Here is an 18173-nt window from a genome sequence, read left to right on the forward strand (position 1 = left end):
GCGGCCGGGCTCGACGGAGGCGGGGCGCACAGTCCGGACCGGTGCACTCTCGGATTCTGTCCGGAACGGACACGGTGTCCGGGGTGGACGGAATCCGAGAGTCGCTCCGTTTCTGTCGGTTCATCGGCGGGCGCCGTTGCTCAGCGGTGCACGGCGTCGACGGCCTGCTGGTGCGTGAACCCCAGTTCCATGGCGGCGGCGAGATAGTTGCGAGCCAGGCGGTGCAGGTCCTCCGTCGGCGGCGCGACGGTGGCGGTGGGCGGCGAGAGCACGTGCGTGCCACGTCCGCGCCGCGACTCCACCCACCCCTGCGCCTCCAGGTCCCGGTACGCCCGACCGACGGTGCCGACGGCCACGTCGAGGTCCCGCGCCAGCTGTCGCAGTGGGGGCAGCCGGTCGCCGGGCTGGAGTCCGCCCGAGGCGATCACGCCCGCGATCTGCCGCCGGATCTGCTCGTACGGAGGCAGCGGATCGTCGGCGCGCACCACGATCGCTGGACCGGTCACGGCCGCACCTCCTGCAAGCGAATCGGTGCGGTCGCTGCCTTCCTGACGCGTGCCGGAACCAGGAAGGCGATGAATGCCCAGATCCCGAGGGCGAAGCCGAACGCCGCGCCGAGCGGAAAGCCGAAACGGCCGATCGACCACCAGGCCGAATCATCTGGCGAGTGTGCGACCTGCAGTGATGCTTCGATGAGAGACCAACCCATCACGACGAGGAGGAATGCGGTCGTCATCGCGGTCGCGGCGATCGTGCGGGTAGTGATCGCGACGCGAAGAGCGATATCCAATTCGGCCTGGTTCAGGGCTCCCCACCGCCGGGCCCCGATCACTGTCGAGACAGTGAGCACCGTCGACACCGTGATCGCGAGCGCCGCTGGGACGGCGTAGAACGAGCCGACGAACGGCGTCGTGATCTCGATGCCGCCGTACTCGCCGGGGGAGGCGAAGGCGCGGCTCAGACCATTGTCATCGGCGGCTGCGGTGGCGCATCCGATCGCGGCGAACGACAAGGCGCCCAGGACGCCCACTGCGGTGGCGACGAGGAGCTTGCGGGGCGCTGTGACACCGATCGTCCGTGGCGAGAGCGAAGCGACCCGCACCGACTCGCGAACGCGAACCGCTGAACCGATGATGCGTGTGGCGACGGCCAGCCCGATCTGTAGGACGACGAGCAGGGATGGAAAGGCGAGGAGGAGCCCTCGACCGAGGCGGTCGTTGGCGATCAGAACCATCGCAGTGGCGACGGCGAGAACGGAGGAGACGCCGAGTACCCCGGCCACCCAACGAGATGCGCGTCGTGCCTCCGGGGTGCGTGCCGTGGCTGTGTCAGTGGTCGCCAGCACGTAGACCAACCGGACGATCACGGCGGCGATCGCCAGCGGGATGAGGGGCAGAAGGAGGATTGCTCCGAGCATCGGTCACTTCTCCTTGGGGGCGTCGCGCCACTCGGACCGGAGGTCGGCCACAGGGGTGTCGGTGTCGAATCGTTCCTTGTCGAACAGGGAGGTTTCGATGCGGATTCCGTTGTCGCTGTTGATGACCAGAATGCTGCCCAACTTGTCACGGAGGCCCTCGGTGCGAGCGAAGGATCGTGCGAGTGTGGTGGCACCGTCCCGTGTTTCGTCAGGGCCGGCGCCCGGTCCGCACATCTCGATCGTGAGCGCGAGTCGCCCGTCCGCTGCCTGGTCTGCACGGAAGGAGCCGCTGAAGTTGACTGGGTGCTCCAGTTCGGCGAGCCCTTGGCTCGCCCGCTTGATGGCTGGACCGATTCCCTCGTTGAACACGATGAAGTCCTCGCCCGGGCACTCCGGCAGGGCGACTAGCGTGCCCGACACCGGGTACTTCGTCACCGTCGTACTCATGCCGCAGCCGGTGAGCAGGACGGCGAGAACAACCGCCGGAGCGGCGATCACGGAGCAACGCATTTTGACTCCTTGTGTCGTGTGTTTGATACAAGGAGTTGATCACGACACCCGTAATGTGTCAACTGTTTGAAACAAATGAGGGGTTGGGGGTATCCGAGAGCCTCTCGGCGGGCGCGTTCCGTGTCTGTGGGTGCCCGTGTCAGCGCGGGGCCGACGCGGAGGTGGTGGGGGAGGCGGGCTTCGACGGAGAGGCCGGCTTCGCCGGGGACCCGGAACCGGGCTTGGCCGGAGTGCCGGGCTTCGCGGCGTCAGCGCCGGGAGGGAGCAGGGCGGCGATGGCGGGGTAGTCCACGGACAGGCGAAGGTTCAGCACCGGGCCGTTGGGGGTGTTGGGCATGGCCCGACGGACGTTCTCGATGAGCTGCGACAGCTGCACGCCGACGCCGCTCGCGCTGCCGTTCGGGAACGCCTTGAGCAGCGGTTGCAGCAGGCTGACGAGCATCGGTGTCGCGGTTCGGAGGCCGTTGAGGGCCTCCGGCGTAAGGATGGCCTCGAGGCCCGCGAGCATACCGGTGCGCTCGTTGTTGATCCCATCGAGCATCGCGATCGTCCGCGCGCTCGATCCGTCGTGCAGCGGCTTGTGCTCGAAGTTCGTGCGGAACGCCGGGATGAACGCCGCCAGGGACGAGTCGGCCGCTCGCAGCGACGCGGTCACCGTGGGGAAGGTCTGCGACGTCGACAGGCGCTGCGTGTCCTGTACGGCCTGCGTCAGACTGCCCACCGCGGTCAGCAGCGGCAGCATCGCCTCCGACGACGCGTTGAGGTTGAGCAGCAGCTGGCTCATGTGGGGGCGCAGCGCGTCCTTGTTCACGTCGCCGAGCGTGGTGATCATGTTGGAGATGGTGTTGTCGGTGATCCGCCGAGTCGGGGCGAGCTCTGCGCCGTTCTGCAGCGCGGCACCTCCCTCGTGGGGCGTGAGGATCACCTCGGAGACGCCGAACAGATTGCCCGCCGAGAACGCGGCCTCCACCTTGGTCGTGAGGGAGCGGCCCTGGGGACCGTCGATGCGCAGGGTGACGCCCTGCTGGGCGTTCCCCAGCGCCCGGATCTCGGAGACGGTGCCCACCTCGACGCCCTGAATCCGGACCTTGGCGCCCTCGACGATGCCGGCGGCGACCGACGGAGTGCGCAGGGTGAACGTGAAGACGTCCTGCGGTCGCAGAGCGTTCACGCCCCACGCCACGGCGGCGATCAGTACCAGGCACAGGCTGAACGCGACGCCGCGCCGCCGGAGCTGGGCGGGCGACGGGGAGAAGCCGGGCACCGGTGCAAGATCCACAGATAGACAAATTATCCGTAGCTGTCTGAAATCCATGCTCCGGCGGGGCCTTTTGTGCCCACACTCACGTCGCCGGCGTTGCTGTGACGACAGACACGTCCGCGTCCGATCGGACCCCGGGAGGCGTCAGTCGATCTGCCCCACGGCGGTGCGCTTCTCCGCCTGGAAGGCGTCCTCCGCGCGGCCCCGCGCCCAGTACCCGGAGATGGAGATGCGTTCGCGGGGCACCTCGAGTTCGCGCAGCACCTTGCGGATCGCCTTGATCGACTCACGCTCGCCGTGGGCGAAGACGTGTGCGGTGCTGCGATCCGCGGGCCAGTCCGCGACGGCCACCTGGCGTGCCAGGAAATCGACGTCGGCCACATCGGGGTTCACGGCCCATCGCACGTCCACGCCCGACGGTGCCGTGAGCGCGACCCGGTCGGCGTCGCTCTCGACCTCGATGAGCGCGGCGCCCCGAGCGTCCCCGGGCAGCGCCTCGAGGGCCGACGCGATCGCCGGCACCGCGGACAGGTCGCCGGCCAGGAGGTGCCATGCCGCCGCCGGGTCCGGGGTGTAGGCGCCGCCCGGGCCCATGAGGGTCAGCGTGTCGCCCGCCCGGGCGCGCTGTGCCCAGGGGCCGGCGAGCCCCTCGTCGCCGTGCACCACGAAGTCGATCGCGATCGTGCGCTCGGCGCGGTCGAAGAACCGCACCGTGTACGTGCGCGTCGCATCGCCGAAGGCGAGTTTGACGTACGCGTCGGTGCTCGGCAGGCCGGGAAGGTCGGGGTCGCCGAAGGTCGCGAGGGATTCGCCCTCGGCGATCACGCGGACCAGGTGGGCGCCGATCGTCTCGGTGCGCACGACCGTGAGTTCGTACGTCGGCCGCGGGCGCCGGGCGGGTGGAGTTTCAGTACGCGAATCAGTCACGACTCCACCGTACGCCTCGAAAGTTAGGGTCTCCTAATCAATCGGTCGGGGGTGGGGTTTGCTACTCAGAACGGTCCGTCCCGGGGTGGGCCGGGACTAGCATCTCCCACCATGAGTGCAGATGCCCCGAACGGCAAGGATCTTCGCAAGCGCGTCCCCCGATCCGCGCAGGCGGCCTTCACTCCGGACGGCCGCGATCCCGTCGACATCATCCGCGAGCAGAACAGCACCCGCATCCAGGAACTGGTGCCCGTGCGGATCTCGCGCATGCTGCACTCGCCGTTCTCCTTCTACCGCGGTGGCGCGGCACTCATGGCGCACGACCTCGCGGGCGAAGCCGACACCGGCGTCACGGTCATGAGTTGCGGCGACGCCCACATCTCCAACTTCGGTCTGTTCGCCTCCCCGGAGCGCCGGCAGCTGTTCGACGTCAACGACTTCGACGAGGCGGGCAACGCTCCCTGGGAATGGGACGTCAAGCGCCTCGCGGCGAGCGTGATGATCGCCGCCCGCGAGAACGGGTACACCGAGGACCAGGCGCGCGGCGCCGTCGTCAGCGCCGCAGGCGCCTACCGGACCACGCTCGCCGGCCTCGTCGGACAGAGTGCCGTCGACCGCTACTACCTGTCCGTCGACGTGGACCGGCTCACCGCACAGGCCGCGGACGACCAGTCGCTGAGGGACCTCATCGAGCAGACGGCCAAGAAGGCGCGTAAACGCACGTCGGCGCGCATGGTCGAGAAGATCACCGCGACGAGCGCGGACGGCGAGCCGCACATCGTCGCCGACCCGCCCACCCTCGTGCCCGCACCGGCGAAGCTCGTCGAGGGCTTCGAGGGCCTCTACGCGAAGTACCTCGACTCGATCCGCGCCGACGCCGCGCAACTACTGGGGCAGTTCCGCGTGCTCGACTGGGCGCTGCGGGTCGTCGGCGTCGGCAGCGTCGGCACCCGCTGCTTCATCGTCCTGCTCGGGCGCGACGTCCCCGGTGGCGGTACCGAGACCCTCTTCCTCCAGGTCAAGGAGGCGACGCAATCGGTCCTGCAGACCTACGGCAAGCTCGGCCCGTCGACGATGCCCCCGCGCGCACCGTCGAGCGGGGCGCAGGCCTGGCGCGTCGTCGCCGGACAGCAGATCCTGCAGGCGCAGTCCGATTCCTTCCTCGGCTACACGCCGACGATCCGAGGCAAGGACTTCTACTGGCGACAGTTCCGCGACATGAAGGGCTCCGTCGTCCCCGAATTGCTGACCCACGACCAGTTCGAGCGGTACGGCCAGGCGTGCGCCGCGGTCCTGGCGCGCGCCCACGCGCAATCGCCGGGATCCGCCACCGCCTCGGCCTACCTCGGGAAGTCGGCGGAGTTCGAGGAGGCCGTCGCGAAGTTCGCCACGGCGTACGCCGATCAGAACGAAAAGGACTACGCCGCAGTGCAGGCCGCCGTCAAGGCCGGAGTTCTGCCGTGCGCCGAGCCGGGCGTCTGACGGTCTTAGCGCGACCTTGACGCCGCCGGATCTTCCGTCCGCCGCGCGGTCCGCGTAGACCGGTAGGCGTGACTCTGATGGAGGTACTTCCCTCGCTCGCCCGCGCCGGCGTCGCCCGCTCGTTCGACCCCACGATCTGGCCCGAAGGGACCGCGATGGACGGCGACGACGTCCTCATCGCCGGCACCCCGGCAGCCGCACTGGCGGACGGCGCACCGTCGGCCTACCCCGTGGTGGTGAGCCGGATCAGCCGGCTCGTGCGATCCGGCCCGGTGGTTATCTGCGACGTCGCCGGCGAGCTCCCGCCGCACGCGCGCCTGGCCGACGTCGCCTGGCCCGGCGCTCGGCTCGCAGGTGCCCGCATGCGGCAGCTGCTGGTCCGCGGCGCCGACGGTGCGCGTCTCGCCGCCCGCGTCGAGGTTCCCGTCGACGTGCCGGTGGATGCGCCGATCGCCCTCGCACTGACGCTGCCGCACGGCCTCGCGACCCCCGGGGCCCGAGCGTGGTGGCCCGCTGCCTGCGCCCGTCGCGGCCTCGAACGCCTGGCCTGAGCGGCGCTGCGGGTGGAGGCGCGGGCCCGGTGGATTAGGCTCGGCCCGTGCACAACTTCCGCGACGTGGCAGGTGTCGACGGCTACGCGGCCGACGGTGGTCGGATGCGCCGCGGCCTGCTCTTCCGCTCCAGCGCCCTGGACGCCGACGCCATCGACCCCGCCCGGCTCGCCGAGGCCCGCCTGGCGGACGTGTTCGACCTCCGCATGACGGCCGAGGTGACCCCCAAGCCCGATGTCGTGCCCGACGGTGCCCGGTACGTGCGCCTCAACGTGATCGGCGACGACGTGGAGCTCGGCGCGCTGGATCCGAAGTCGCTCAAGGACGCCGCGGGTGCCCGCGGCCTGCTCACCGATGTCTACCGGATGTTCGTGAGCGAGGACAACGCGCGCGCCCAGTTCGCGACGTTGGTGCGCGCCGTCGCCGGCGAGGATCGCCCGCAGGTCTTCCACTGCACCGCGGGCAAGGACCGCACGGGATGGGCCGCGGCGATCGTGCAGCGGATCGTGGGGGTCTCGCCCGACGACGTGATGGCCGACTACCTGCTGACCAACGACTACTCCGCCGCCGTGATCGACAAGATCGCCGCCGGAGCGGCGGCCGAGCGCGGCGAGGCGATCGGCGAAGCGGCGCGGGTGCTCGCCGGCGTCTTCCCCGAGGCCCTGACCGCGGCGTTCGACGAGGCCGATGCCCGATACGGTGACTTCGCCGGGTACGTCCGCGCGGGGCTGGGGCTCGACGACGCCGTCATCGAGCGTCTGCACGCGAAACTGGTCGGCTGAGCAGGCGCCGGCGCTCCGAGCCGCCTAGCCCAGCTTCCGGCCGCGCGTCGAGAACCGCCCGTCCTCCTGGGTGAAGCCTGCCGCGTCGACGGAGCAGTCCAAGCCGCCGTCGCGCAGCGCGGTGCACGAAGCACCGTGCACCGAGAGCCGGGCCCCTTCGGGCAGCGCCCGCGGACGCTCCTGCACGGAGAGTTTGTCGAGGTAGCGCCAGCCGCGCTCGGTGATCTCCACGGCCTCGGGCCGGACGCTGCGATTCTTCACCGTGATCCGCGTGCCCGCCGGCGCGGAGATCCCGCATCGCACGGTGGTCGGGTCCGCCTCGATGGTGCAGACCCGCTTGCCGCCGTCGTAGCGGTAGAGGAAGGCGTAGCCGCCGCCCTCGGCGCGGTAGCGGTCGCCGTCGACGGCCGGCTCGGCCATGGCGGGCAGCGCGACCACGCAGGAGGCGGCGACGATCGCCGACACCAGGAGAGCACGCTTCATGCACGCCACTGTACCGCGCGTACACCGCAGGTAGCTGGGCTAACGCGGACCCACCCGCACGATCCGGTCGTCGCCGGGCCTCGGGTCGCCGCGACCGTCGGTGTTGTTGGTGAGGATCCAGGCCGAGCCGTCGGGCGCCCGCACCACATCGCGGAGGCGACCCAGGGCCTCGCGGTACTGCTCTGTGGCCGTACCGGTGGCGGCCAGCGGTACCGTCCGGAGCCGCTCGCCCCGGAGGTTCGCGATGAGCAGATCCGTGCCCACCACGGCGATCCCGCTGGGACTCGCCGACGAGGTGTCCCACTGCTGCAGCGGGTCGGCGAAGCCCTCGCGTCGCCCGATGCCCTCGACCACCGGCCAGCCGTAGTTCGCGCCCGCGCGGATGAGGTTGAGTTCGTCCCAGGTGTTCTGGCCGAACTCGCTGGCGTAGAGCGCACCGTCGGGTGCCCAGGCCAGTCCCTGGGCGTTCCGGTGGCCGAGGCTGAAGACGAGCGAATCGGGGAACGGGTTGTCCGCGGGGCGGGTCCCGTCGGCCGTCATCCGTAGGATCTTGCCGCCGAGTGCTCGGGGATCCTGCGCGTCGTCCGGGCGCCCCGCGTCGCCGACGGTGGCGTACAGCATGCCGTCGGGCCCGAACGCGATGCGACCGCCGTTGTGGATCGACGCGGCGGGCAGCCCCGTGAGGATCGTGCGAGCGGGGCCGAGGGTGCGCGCACCCGGCGTGCCCAGTAGGGGCATGCGGGCGATCCGGTTGTCGGTCGCGGTCGTGAAGTACGCGAAGAGATCGCCGGCGTGGACCGCGATGCCGAGCAGCCCACCCTCGCCGCGCGCCGCGACGCCCTCGATCCGGCCGACCTCCCGCGGCTTCCCGTCGACGATCTCCACGACCCTGCCGCGGTCGCGCTCGCTGACCAGGGGAGCGCCGTCGGCGAAGGCGATCGACCAGGGTGCGTCGAGGCCCGTCGCGATCGTGGTCTCCGCGGTTGGGGCCGCGCTCGAGCGCGGTTCCGGGATGTCCGACGGTGCGCCGCCCCCGCACGCCGTGACGGTCAGCGCCGCGAGGAGTGCGACCGCCACGCCTCGGTGCCGGATCGGGGTGCGCATGCGTCCACACTAGGGCGGAACGTCCGATTCCACCGGCTTGCGCCTGCGATCGATGCTTGACTGAGCGCGATGCTCGCCGCCTTCGAGGCGCGACACGGGCGGGCGTCTGCCGTTCGCGAACGCGCGGCACTGACTCCGCGTCCAGGCGATTTCTCCTCCACGTGACCCATGGGGTAATCTCCTACAGCACCGCGAGAGCGGGCCACGGGCTGTGGCGCAGCTTGGTAGCGCACTTGACTGGGGGTCAAGTGGTCGCAGGTTCAAATCCTGTCAGCCCGACCAGAAGTCCCGAGACACACAGTGTCTCGGGACTTCTCTGGTTTCCGGGCTGCTGATCCGGATGCCCGATGGAATCCTCGACGCCGCTGCGGGGTTGGCTCTGACATGGGCGGTGAACGAGTGAACGCGCACGCATTGTGGGTCTACGCGCATCCGCGGCCGGGTTCGCTCAACGCGACCCTCCGGGAAGCGGGGGGAGCGCGGCTCCGGGCCGACGGGTGGTCGGTGGACGTGGCCGACCTGTACGCGGAGGGCTTCGACCCGATCCTGGTCGAGGAGGGCGGCGCGGACGTCCGGGCGGAACAACGCCGCCTCCTCGCCGCGGATCTCGTTGTCCTCCAGTTCCCTCTGTGGTGGTACGGCCCGCCGGCGATGCTCAAGGGCTGGATCGACCGGGTCTTCGAACGGGGGTTCGCCTACGACGTCCCGGACCCGGTCACCGGGCGCAACCGCAAGTACGGCGATGGTGGCCTCGCCGGCCGCCGTGCACTGGCCGTCGTCACCGCCGGCGACCGGGCGAATTCGATCTCGCCGCGCGGGATCAGCGGCGACGTCGAGGACCTGTTCTGGACCCTCCTGCACGGCACGTTCTGGTACACGGGCATGGAGGCGCTGGCGCCGCACCTCATCACGGACGTGCACGGCATCGACGCCGTGGGCGCGCGCCGCCTCGCCGCGAACCTCGCGGAGCGGCTCGGCACCGTCGCGACCGAGGCGCCGATCCCGTATCTGCCGATGACGGACGAGTTCTACGACCACTCCATCGCCCTGCACCCGCACGTGGCCGCGGGGCTGTCCGGAGGTCCGGCGCATCGGCACCCGTCATAGGCCGTGCAGCGCCGCGAAAGGGTCCTCGGTCGAGTCGGTCCGGTAGTCGAGTTCGGCCCTACCCGTCGCGGTCGCGGCCACGTCGTCCCGTCGAAGAGGACGATCTGGACGGAGCGCGGGGCCATACCCCGACCGTACGGCAGTCGCAGGCGGGCGGGTGGGCGTCGCGGCGTGCATGATGGGCGCATGAGTCTTTCTGACAAGGTGACGGAGCTCGGCGCGTGGGGTCTCGAGAACGGGCACCGCGCCCTGCTCGCGATCACCGGCGGTCGCTTCCCCAAGCGCGTGCTGGGCATGCAGACGCTGGAACTGCACACGATCGGACGCAAGTCCGGCCAACGTCGGTCGACGATGCTCACCGCGCCGATCTACGGACCGGATCGCGTCGTGGTGGTCGCGTCCAAGGGCGGACACTCGGACAACCCGGACTGGTTCAAGAACCTCGCGGCGAACCCCGACGTCGAGATCACGGTCGACGACGTCACCACCCCGTGGACCGCGAAAGCCGCCACGCCCGAGGAGAAGGCGCGGCTCTGGCCGCAGATCACCCGGGCCTACAGCGGATACGAGGGCTACCAGAAGCGCACCGACCGCGACATCCCGGTCGTGGTCCTCACTCCGCGGTGACGGACGGGCCGCGGATCACGGCGTGAGCCCGAGCTCCTCCAACAGGCCGCGGTAGGCCGCCACCTCGTCGGGGCCGTCGCCGTGGGGGCCGCTGAACCCGTCGAGGTACTCGGCGATCTCGGTCAGGCGCCATTCGAGCGCGAACAGCTCGACGGCCCAGTCCCGTGCGCCGAACGCCGGGCGGAGCGGGGCGGGCACGTCGAGCAGATCGCGTTCGGGCGGTGCCAGGCGCAGCGACTCCCAGTCGACGAACACCAGCTCATCGCCGATGAGCATCTGGTTGGCGTGGTGCGGCTCCCCGTGCGTCGGCACCCACCCGGCGCCGGTGCCCGCGCGGGCCACCAGTGCGGCGTGCCGCACCACCCAGTCTCCGATCGCGTCGAGCCGGCTCGCGACGGCGGCCCGCGCGGCCTCGCCGTACGGTCCCTGGTCCCAGGGCTTCGCCGTCATCCGCCCCGCCCGCGTCGCGAGGTCGGCGGGTACGCGCGTCGACCAGCGGGGGATCCCGGCGGGCGGCGTCGCGGCGTGCAGCTCGAGCAGGAGGCCGACGGTTCGCTCAGCCGCGGCGCGTGCCTCGTCCTCGGACGGGGTGCGGCCGTCGAGCCACGGGGTCAGACTCAGGCCGTCCGGACCGAGCGGGACGAGGTACCGGCCGTCGGCGGCAGGGACCGGCGCGACGACGCCCGGCACCCCGTCGGCCTGCAGCCGGGCGGCCGAGCGGTAGGCGGCAGCGGTCAGTTCCAGAGGCCGGATCTCGGTGTCGAGGTCGACGGTGGCGAACGCCGCGGCCCCGGCGGCACCGTCGACCCGCCAGTGGTGGGCGCCGAAGCCGAGCGGCAGGTGAACGGCCGCGGTCACCTCCATCGACCAGGCGTCCCGCACCGCGGCGAGCACGTCGGCGGCGGTGGGCCGGTCCGGGGGCGTCAACACGTCGAGGGCCTCCCGGTCACTTCCCGAACGACGGATCCCGCCCGATGAAGGCCATCAGAGCGGTGACCTCGTCCGTCCCGTCCGGCACCGGGATCGGCGCGCCGAACTGCCCCGATTCCTGCAGCATCGGCCCCATCGACGCCAGGCCGCCGTGCAGGGCCCGCGCGAACGCCGGATCGAGGTCGGGCGTGATGCCGTTCGACCGGGCCAGGTCCCAGGTGTGCATGAACACGTCGGCGGTGTAGAACTGGTCGATCAGCGCGTCGAGCGGCTTCTCCCCGAACATCTGCGTGGTGAGCACCCGTGCGGCGTCCGGCGCGTCGAGCAGCGCCTGCACCGCTTCGCTGAGCTGGCCGAACGCCGCCGCCGGCTCCGCCGCGTCCGAGGGTGCGCCGGGCAGCTCGACCCCGTTCGCCCCGAGGAACCCGGGGAGCCACGCGACGAGATGCCCGACCACGTCGCGGGCCTTCCACTCGGGGACCGGGGTCTGGGCGTCCCAGTCGGTGATCGCGCCGGCGACGCCGGCGAACGTGGCCGCCGCCGCACGGTGGCGCTCGGCGGGGGAGAGCGTGCTGAGTTCGGTCATGGCGCCACTCTGGCACGGGCCACCGACAGGTGCGTGGCCTACCGTGACATCCGTGACCGAACACCTCAGCATCCCCACCGCCGCCGGCACCTTCGACGCGATCGCCGCCGGCCCCGTGGACGGGCGTCCCGTGCTCCTGCTGCACGGCTTTCCCGAGGCGGCGATCGCGTGGCGATTCCAGGTGGCGGCGCTGGGGGAGAAGGGATTCCGTGCCGTCGCCGTCGACCAGCGGGGCTACTCGCCCGGCGTGCGCCCCGAACGGCCCGCCGAGTACGGGATCTCCGAGCTGGTCGCCGACGTGGTGGCCATCGCCGACACGCTCGGCTGGTCGCGGTTCGACCTCGTGGGGCACGACTGGGGCGGCGCCGTCGCCTGGTGGACCGCGACCGATCACCCGCACCGGCTGCGCTCTCTCACCGTCGTGTCCACACCTCACCCGGCCGCCCTCGCCACCGCGTTGAAGACGGACGAGGATCAGGCGAACCGCTCGCGCTACATGACCGAATGGCGCGCCACCCCCGCCACCGAGAAGGCCATGCTCGCGGACGACGCCCACGCGCTGCGCCGGATCTTCGGGCGCGACGTCCCACGGGACGCGGTGGACGACTACATCCTGCGGCTGCAGGAACCGGGTGCGCTCACGGCCGCCCTGAACTGGTACCGCAGCGGGCGCCCGCCCGCAGCGCTCGGCACCGTCGACACCCCGGTCCTGTACGTCTGGCCGACCGAGGACGCGGCCTTCGGCGACGTCGCCGCCCTCGCGACCGCCGCCCACTGCAGCGGGCCGTACCGGTTCGAGATGCTCGAGGACGTGTCGCACTGGGCGCCCGAACAGGCCCCGGAGGCGGTCACGGGCCTGCTGCTGGAGCATCTCGCCGCGACCTGAGCCGCGGTGCGCTAGCCCGGGACGATCTGCGGGGCGTGCGTGACGGGGCAGCTGAGCGACGCCGCGATGTAGCACTGCTCGGCGGCCTCGTGGTGCAGAGCGAGCGCCAGTTCGGCGTCCGAACCCGGCGCGAGGACCACCCGCGGCCGCAGGTCGATGGAGGTGAACCGCCCACCGGCGCCGGGCGTCTCGACCATCGTCCCGACGGCGGCATCCACGTAATCGACCACCACGACGCCGCGCCGCGCGCACAGCGCGAGGTAGGAGAGCATGTGGCAGTTCGCCGCCGCCGCGACGAGCAACTGCTCGGGGTTCCACAGCGCGGGGTCGCCGCGGAACTGCGGATCGGCCGAGGCGTCGATCGACATCTCGGCGGCGGAGCTGAGCCGGTGTTCGCGCGGGTAGGAGCGGTAATCGGCGGTGCCCGCAGGCGAGGACCATTCGACGTCGACCGAATAAGTGTGCTCGTTCACCCCGCAATCGTCCCCCGTTGTGTATCTAATGGGGAGCATGTTGCACAGGCGAAAGAAGTCCACCACCGTCCGGGCCGTCAGCGTGCTGGCGGCCGTGAGTCTCGTCGCGGCCGGCTGCGGCTCGTCCGGCGACGACGCGGCACCGTCGAGCACGGCCGCCGGCTCGTCGTCGAAGGCCGCGCCCAGCAGCGTCGACCGGCCCGCCCCGGCGGGCGCCGCCGACGACGCGGGCGCCACGGAGAAGGCCCGCGCGCTCGCCGACGCCGTCACCCTCGACGGCGCGATCAAGCACCTGGAGACGTTCCAGGACATCGCGAACCGCAACGGTGGCAACCGCGCGCTGGGCTCGCCCGGCTATCAGCAGAGCGTCGAGTACGCGGAGAAGGTCCTCCGCGACGCCGGCTACAACCCGGTGCGCCAGGAGTTCTCGACGGCCGTGTGGTCGGCGTCCAAGGTCGACGTGCAGGCCGCAGGCGCGCCGGTGAAGGCCGCCGCGCTGTCCTTCTCGGGCGCCACGGAGGGCACCGTCACCGCCAAGGCGGTGGTCACCGGGACGCAGGGCTGCACCGCCGCCGACCTGGAGAAGGTCACCGCCGGTTCGATCGCGGTCGTGCAGCGCGGCAAGTGCACGTTCGGCGAGAAGTACAAGGCCGCTGCCGCGAAGGGCGTCAAGGCGCTCGTCATCACGAACAACCAGGCGGGGGACTGGAAGGGCGGAACGCTCGGCCTCGACGACGGTGCCTCCATCGCCGTCGTCGGCGTCGCGCAGGACGCGCCGATCACCGACGGCCAGGACCTCACGCTCACCGTCGACGCGAAGACCGAGAAGGCCAAGACCTGGAACATCCTCGCGGAGACCACGAAGGGCGACGACGCCAACGTGCAGATGGTCGGCGCGCACCTCGACGGCGTGACCGAGGGGCCCGGCATCAACGACAACGGCACCGGCTCGGCCGCGGTCCTGGAGACCGCCGCGAAGCTCGGCGCGAACGCGGACGTCAAGAACAAGGTCCGGTTCGCGCTGTGGGGCGCCGAGGAGGAGGGCCTCGTGGGATCGGAGCACTACGTCAAGGAGCTGAGCGAGGAGCAGGCCTCGAAGATCAAGCGCTACCTGAACTTCGACATGCTCGGCTCGCCCAACGGCGGCTACTTCACCTTCGACGGCGACGGCTCCTCCAAGCTCGAGGGCGGCGCCGGGCCCGCCGGCTCCGGCGTGATCGAGCAGGTCTTCCGGAACTACTTCGCGTGGCGCAACGTGCCCGTCGAGGCGTCCGCCTTCGACGGCCGCTCGGACTACGGGCCCTTCAAGGACGTGGGCATCGCCTCCGGCGGCATGGACACCGGCGCCGACGCCGAGAAGACCGCGGAGCAGCAGCGGCAGTGGGGCGGCACCGTCGGCGACATCTTCGACCCGAACTACCACAGCCCGCGCGACACGATCGAGAACGTGAACCGCGACATGTACCGCATCTCGCTCGGCTCGGTGGGTTGGTCGACGGCGTACTTCGCGGCGCTCTGAACCGGCGGGCGCGGCACCGGTAGTCTCGACTGCGCAAGCGGTCGAGTGTCGAGTGCGGAGGTCACGTGGGCAGGTTCAGCAACAAGATGTGGAAGGTGCTCGGCGCGCAGAGCACACGGAACCAGTCCCGGTCCGTCGCGCTGATCGAGCAGTCGGCCGCATTCGACGAGTGGGCGCACGGGCTCTCCGACGACGAGTTCCCCGACGCCGCGCTGGCGCTGGACGTCTACGCCGCCAAGTCGGACGATCGGGCGAAGTTCATCGCGATCGCCCGCGAGGGTGCCCAGCGCGCCCTGGGGCTGCGCCCCTTCGACGTCCAGTTGCAGGGCGCCGACCGGCTCCTCGAGGGCGACGTCGTCGAGATGGCCACCGGCGAGGGCAAGACCCTCGCCGGGGCCGTCGCCGCCGCCGGCATGGCGCTCGCCGGGCGCAGCGTCCACGTGATCTCGCCGAACGACTACCTCGCCCGCCGCGACGCCGAGTGGATGAAGCCGTTCTTCGACCTGCTCGACGTGACAGTCGGGTACGTCGCGGAGTCGTCCACCCGGGACGAACGGCGCGAGGCCTACGGGAAGGACGTCGTCTACGGCTCGGTGAACGAGATCGGCTTCGACGTCCTCCGCGACCAGCTCGCCACCCGCGCCGAGGACCTGCTCTCCCCGACGCCCGACGTGGCGATCGTCGACGAGGCCGATTCGGTGCTGGTCGACGAGGCCCTCATCCCGCTGGTGTTGGCGGGCTCCGTCAAGGGCGACGTGCCGCAGGCCGCGATCATGGAGGTCGTGGCCCGGCTCCGCGAGGGCAAGCACTACGAGATCGACGCCGACGGCAAGTCCGCCTTCCTCACCGACGACGGCGCGAAACTGGTCGAGGAGGAGCTGGGCGGCATCGACCTGTACTCCGACGCGCACGTGGCGTCGACGCTGCCGCAGGTGAACATCGCGCTGCACGCCTACGCGCTCGTGGAGCGGGACGTGCACTACATCGTGCGCGACGGCCAGGTGAAGCTCATCAACTCCTCCCGCGGCCGCGTCGCCGAGCTGCAGCGCTGGCCGGACGGCCTGCAGGCGGCCGTCGAGGCCAAGGAGGGGCTCTCGCAGACCGATTCGGGCGAGGTCATCGACACCATCACCGTGCAGGCGCTGCTGCAGCGCTACGCGCTGGTGTGCGGCATGACCGGCACCGCGATCGCGGCCGGTGAGCAGCTGCGCCAGTTCTACGACCTGGGCGTCTCGCAGATCCCGCCGAACACGCCGAACATCCGGGTCGACCAGCCCATGCGCGTCTACGACAACAAGGGCAACAAGGTCGCGGGCATCGTCGACTACGTGCGTGAGGTGCACGAGACCGGCCAGCCGGTGCTGATCGGCACCCATGACGTGGCCGAGTCCGAGGAACTCGCCCACATGCTCAAGATCTCGGGCGTGATCGCGACGGTCCTCAACGCCAAGAACGATGCCGACGAGGCGCGGATCATCGCCGACGCGGGCACCAAGGGCGCCGTGACCGTCTCCACCCAGATGGCGGGCCGCGGCACCGACATCAAGCTCGGCGGCCACGACGCGGGCGACGAGAGTCCCGAGCACGACGAGGTCGCCGCCCTCGGAGGCCTGGCCGTCGTCGGCACGGGCCTGCACGACACCGAGCGCCTGGACCAGCAGTTGCGCGGTCGCGCGGGCCGGCAGGGCGATCCCGGTACGTCGGTGATCTTCGCGTCGGTGGAGGACCCGATCGTGGAGCGGCACCTGCCGCTCAAGCGCCCGCCGGGCGGTGCGGACCCCGAGACGGGGGAGTTCCCGCGCGGCAAGGCCGCCGACATGCTCGAGTCGGCGCAGCGGGTCGCGGAGGGCGGGATGCTCGAGACGCACGCCAACACGTGGCGCTACAACCAGCTGGTCAACCAGCAGCGCGACCTGGTGATGGCGCGCCGCCACACCCTGCTCACCACCGATCGGCCGCTCACCGACTTCGCCGATCTCGAGCCGGAGCGGCTCGCCGAGCTGCGCGAGGCGGGCGTCGCCGACGACGTGATCGAGCAGGCGGCCCGCGAGGCCTTCCTGTTCCACCTCGACCGGACGTGGGCCGAGCATCTCGCGTTCGTCTCCGAGGTGCAGACCACGATCCACCTGCGTGCGCTGGGCCGTCAGTCGCCGCTCGACGAGTTCCACCGCCTCGTGATCGAGGAGTTCCGCAAGCTTCCCGAGGAGGCGGTCCGCCGCGCCCGGGAGACGCTGCGGGAGGCCGAGATCACCGACGAGGGAATCGACCTCGACGGTGCCGACCTCGGCCGGAACACCCTGACCTGGACCTACATGGTCCACGACAACCCGTTCGCCACGAAGGGGATGGCGAACATGTTCGGGATGATCTGAGCGGACCGTGAGCGAACCCGGGCGGTCCACACCCGAGGCCGGCGGCGCACCGTCGGCCCCGGGAGAGCCCCCGAACCCGCTGAACGTGCCCAACGCCCTGAGCGTTCTCCGTCTGCTCGGCGTGCCGCTGTTCCTGTGGCTGCTGCTCGTGGAGCACGCCGACGGCTGGGCGCTGGCGGTGCTCATGGCCTCGGGCTTCACCGACTGGCTCGACGGCAAGCTCGCGCGCCTGCTGAACCAGCAGACGCGGCTGGGCGAGCTGCTGGATCCGGCCGCCGACCGGCTCTACATGATCGCGATCCCGATCGCGTTCGGTATCCGCGGGATCCTGCCCTGGTGGGTGATCGGACTCCTCATCGGCCGGGAGGTCGTGCTCGCCGGCACGGTGCCGCTGCTGCGCAGCCGGGGCCTGACCGCGCTGCCGACGCTGTACCTCGGCAAGGCCGCGACGATGGCCCTGATGTACGCGCTCCCGATGCTCCTGGCGGGCACCTTCGACAACGGGTTCGGCGCGGCGATGCACCCACTGGGCTGGGCGTTCCTGATCTGGGGCCTGGGCATGTACTGGTGGACCCTGGTGCTGTACTGGTGGCAGACGGTGCTGGTGGTACGTGACCTGCCCCGGGTGCGGTAACCGGGGGGTGTGTTGCTCAATCATCATGCCGCCCACTAAGTTGTAACCCGCTGCGCGCCCCGCACAGCCCTCGCGAAAGGACGTCCACGTTGAGTGCCAGCTTCCCCGGAGAACTGCTGTACACCCCCGATCACGAGTGGCTGCTGAAGAAGAGCGAGACGGTGGTGCGGATCGGGATCACCGACTACGCGCAGGATCAGCTGGGCGACGTGGTCTTCGTGCAGCTGCCCGAGGACGACGCCGAGGTCGCCTCCGGTGACTCGTTCGCCGAGGTGGAGTCCACCAAGAGCGTCTCCGACATCTACGCGCCGCTGTCCGGGACCGTCGTCGCGATCAACGGAGAACTCGACTCCAGCCCCGACCTGATCAACTCGGACCCGTACGGCGAGGGCTGGATCGTGGAGATCGAGGCCGCGTCTCCCGAGGACCTGGAGACCGCTCTGGGTGAACTGCTCGACGCAGATGCGTACAAGGCGCTGACCGCCGAGGCGTGAACGCCATTCCTTAGAACGGCTTTAGAGC

Annotated in this window: 20 protein-coding genes and 1 tRNA gene; 11 read left to right on the forward strand and 10 right to left on the reverse strand. The window is 70.9% G+C overall.

Annotation, left to right across the window (positions count from 1 at the left end):
* Window positions 1-140: 140 nt before the first annotated feature.
* The 5 genes from ELY19_RS18355 to ELY19_RS18375 all read right to left on the reverse strand — a co-directional run bounded on the left by ELY19_RS18355 (window position 141) and on the right by ELY19_RS18375 (window position 4115).
* Window positions 141-506 carry a GntR family transcriptional regulator gene (locus ELY19_RS18355; RefSeq protein WP_227966948.1) on the reverse strand — a complete coding sequence of 122 codons (366 nt, stop codon included), beginning with the start codon at window positions 504-506 and terminating at the stop codon, window positions 141-143.
* Window positions 503-1417, reverse strand: coding sequence for a hypothetical protein (locus ELY19_RS18360; RefSeq protein WP_126197503.1), 915 nt, complete (start codon window positions 1415-1417; stop codon window positions 503-505). The genes ELY19_RS18355 and ELY19_RS18360 overlap by 4 nt, the downstream gene beginning before the upstream one ends.
* A gap of 3 nt (window positions 1418-1420) precedes the next feature.
* Window positions 1421-1915 carry a hypothetical protein gene (locus ELY19_RS18365; RefSeq protein ID WP_126197504.1) on the reverse strand — a complete coding sequence of 165 codons (495 nt, stop codon included), beginning with the start codon at window positions 1913-1915 and terminating at the stop codon, window positions 1421-1423.
* Window positions 1916-2066: 151 nt separating this feature from the next.
* A complete protein-coding gene (locus ELY19_RS18370; protein WP_126197505.1) occupies window positions 2067-3206 on the reverse strand; it encodes an MlaD family protein in 1140 nt (379 codons plus the stop codon).
* Window positions 3207-3332: 126 nt separating this feature from the next.
* On the reverse strand, window positions 3333-4115 hold the full coding sequence (locus tag ELY19_RS18375; protein ID WP_126197506.1) for a siderophore-interacting protein: 783 nt from the start codon (window positions 4113-4115) through the stop codon (window positions 3333-3335).
* Window positions 4116-4226: 111 nt separating this feature from the next.
* Here ELY19_RS18375 and ELY19_RS18380 point away from each other — a divergent pair, with 111 nt between their 5' ends.
* The 3 genes from ELY19_RS18380 (at window position 4227) to ELY19_RS18390 (ending at window position 6930) form a co-directional block, all read left to right on the forward strand.
* Window positions 4227-5597, forward strand: a complete 1371-nt coding sequence (locus ELY19_RS18380; RefSeq protein ID WP_126197507.1) for a DUF2252 domain-containing protein — start codon at window positions 4227-4229, stop codon at window positions 5595-5597.
* A 77-nt stretch (window positions 5598-5674) separates the two neighbouring features.
* On the forward strand, window positions 5675-6148 hold the full coding sequence (locus ELY19_RS18385) for a hypothetical protein (RefSeq protein ID WP_126197508.1): 474 nt from the start codon (window positions 5675-5677) through the stop codon (window positions 6146-6148).
* Between the two features lie 47 nt (window positions 6149-6195).
* Window positions 6196-6930 carry a tyrosine-protein phosphatase gene (locus ELY19_RS18390; protein ID WP_126197509.1) on the forward strand — a complete coding sequence of 245 codons (735 nt, stop codon included), beginning with the start codon at window positions 6196-6198 and terminating at the stop codon, window positions 6928-6930.
* A gap of 24 nt (window positions 6931-6954) precedes the next feature.
* Here ELY19_RS18390 and ELY19_RS18395 read toward each other — a convergent pair whose 3' ends face one another.
* On the reverse strand, window positions 6955-7413 hold the full coding sequence (locus ELY19_RS18395) for a hypothetical protein (protein ID WP_126197510.1): 459 nt from the start codon (window positions 7411-7413) through the stop codon (window positions 6955-6957).
* A 39-nt stretch (window positions 7414-7452) separates the two neighbouring features.
* On the reverse strand, window positions 7453-8517 hold the full coding sequence (locus tag ELY19_RS18400) for a PQQ-dependent sugar dehydrogenase (protein ID WP_126197511.1): 1065 nt from the start codon (window positions 8515-8517) through the stop codon (window positions 7453-7455).
* Between the two features lie 205 nt (window positions 8518-8722).
* Here ELY19_RS18400 and ELY19_RS18405 point away from each other — a divergent pair.
* From ELY19_RS18405 to ELY19_RS18415, 3 genes are all read left to right on the forward strand, one after another.
* Window positions 8723-8799: transfer RNA gene (locus ELY19_RS18405), tRNA-Pro, on the forward strand.
* Between the two features lie 117 nt (window positions 8800-8916).
* Window positions 8917-9624: an NAD(P)H-dependent oxidoreductase gene (locus tag ELY19_RS18410; RefSeq protein ID WP_227966950.1), complete on the forward strand. Its 708-nt coding sequence runs from the start codon at window positions 8917-8919 to the stop codon at window positions 9622-9624.
* 186 nt (window positions 9625-9810) lie between these two features.
* A complete protein-coding gene (locus ELY19_RS18415) occupies window positions 9811-10251 on the forward strand; it encodes a nitroreductase/quinone reductase family protein (protein ID WP_126197513.1) in 441 nt (146 codons plus the stop codon).
* Between the two features lie 15 nt (window positions 10252-10266).
* Here the strand turns inward: ELY19_RS18415 and ELY19_RS18420 are convergent, their stop codons facing one another.
* Both ELY19_RS18420 and ELY19_RS18425 read right to left on the reverse strand, forming a co-directional pair.
* On the reverse strand, window positions 10267-11181 hold the full coding sequence (locus tag ELY19_RS18420) for a phosphotransferase (RefSeq protein WP_126197514.1): 915 nt from the start codon (window positions 11179-11181) through the stop codon (window positions 10267-10269).
* Window positions 11182-11197: 16 nt separating this feature from the next.
* The gene (locus ELY19_RS18425) at window positions 11198-11767 is read right to left on the reverse strand and encodes a maleylpyruvate isomerase family mycothiol-dependent enzyme (RefSeq protein ID WP_126197515.1); all 570 of its coding nucleotides are present in this window, start codon (window positions 11765-11767) and stop codon (window positions 11198-11200) included.
* A 52-nt stretch (window positions 11768-11819) separates the two neighbouring features.
* Between ELY19_RS18425 and ELY19_RS18430 the strand changes: the two genes are divergently transcribed.
* Entirely contained in the window at window positions 11820-12653 is an 834-nt protein-coding gene (locus ELY19_RS18430) for an alpha/beta fold hydrolase (protein ID WP_126197516.1), read from the forward strand.
* Between the two features lie 11 nt (window positions 12654-12664).
* Here the strand turns inward: ELY19_RS18430 and ELY19_RS18435 are convergent, their stop codons facing one another.
* Window positions 12665-13126 carry an OsmC family protein gene (locus tag ELY19_RS18435; protein ID WP_197715927.1) on the reverse strand — a complete coding sequence of 154 codons (462 nt, stop codon included), beginning with the start codon at window positions 13124-13126 and terminating at the stop codon, window positions 12665-12667.
* 37 nt (window positions 13127-13163) lie between these two features.
* Between ELY19_RS18435 and ELY19_RS18440 the strand changes: the two genes are divergently transcribed.
* The 4 genes from ELY19_RS18440 to gcvH all read left to right on the forward strand — a co-directional run bounded on the left by ELY19_RS18440 (window position 13164) and on the right by gcvH (window position 18145).
* Window positions 13164-14645, forward strand: coding sequence for a M28 family peptidase (locus tag ELY19_RS18440; RefSeq protein WP_164711647.1), 1482 nt, complete (start codon window positions 13164-13166; stop codon window positions 14643-14645).
* A 65-nt stretch (window positions 14646-14710) separates the two neighbouring features.
* On the forward strand, window positions 14711-17017 hold the full coding sequence (gene secA2, locus ELY19_RS18445) for an accessory Sec system translocase SecA2 (RefSeq protein ID WP_126197519.1): 2307 nt from the start codon (window positions 14711-14713) through the stop codon (window positions 17015-17017).
* A 7-nt stretch (window positions 17018-17024) separates the two neighbouring features.
* A complete protein-coding gene (locus ELY19_RS18450) occupies window positions 17025-17651 on the forward strand; it encodes a CDP-alcohol phosphatidyltransferase family protein (protein ID WP_374101506.1) in 627 nt (208 codons plus the stop codon).
* An 89-nt stretch (window positions 17652-17740) separates the two neighbouring features.
* Window positions 17741-18145 (forward strand): glycine cleavage system protein GcvH, encoded by a 405-nt coding sequence (gcvH, locus tag ELY19_RS18455; RefSeq protein ID WP_126197520.1) that lies wholly within the window; start codon window positions 17741-17743, stop codon window positions 18143-18145.
* The last annotated feature ends 28 nt before the right edge of the window (window positions 18146-18173 follow it).

The sequence above is a fragment of the Tsukamurella paurometabola genome (genome assembly GCF_900631615.1).
Classification (GTDB): domain Bacteria; phylum Actinomycetota; class Actinomycetes; order Mycobacteriales; family Mycobacteriaceae; genus Tsukamurella; species Tsukamurella paurometabola_A.

Excerpts from the sequence above, each read along its gene's own strand:
- ELY19_RS18385 (WP_126197508.1), top strand. The coding sequence starts at position 5,675 with ATGGAGGTACTTCCCTCGCTCGCCCGCGCCGGCGTCGCCCGCTCGTTC.
- ELY19_RS18360 (WP_126197503.1), bottom strand. The coding sequence starts at position 1,417 with ATGCTCGGAGCAATCCTCCTTCTGCCCCTCATCCCGCTGGCGATCGCC.
- ELY19_RS18415 (WP_126197513.1), top strand. The coding sequence starts at position 9,811 with ATGAGTCTTTCTGACAAGGTGACGGAGCTCGGCGCGTGGGGTCTCGAG.
- ELY19_RS18425 (WP_126197515.1), bottom strand. The coding sequence starts at position 11,767 with ATGACCGAACTCAGCACGCTCTCCCCCGCCGAGCGCCACCGTGCGGCG.
- ELY19_RS18395 (WP_126197510.1), bottom strand. The coding sequence starts at position 7,413 with ATGAAGCGTGCTCTCCTGGTGTCGGCGATCGTCGCCGCCTCCTGCGTG.
- ELY19_RS18440 (WP_164711647.1), top strand. The coding sequence starts at position 13,164 with ATGTTGCACAGGCGAAAGAAGTCCACCACCGTCCGGGCCGTCAGCGTG.
- ELY19_RS18380 (WP_126197507.1), top strand. The coding sequence starts at position 4,227 with ATGAGTGCAGATGCCCCGAACGGCAAGGATCTTCGCAAGCGCGTCCCC.
- ELY19_RS18400 (WP_126197511.1), bottom strand. The coding sequence starts at position 8,517 with ATGCGCACCCCGATCCGGCACCGAGGCGTGGCGGTCGCACTCCTCGCG.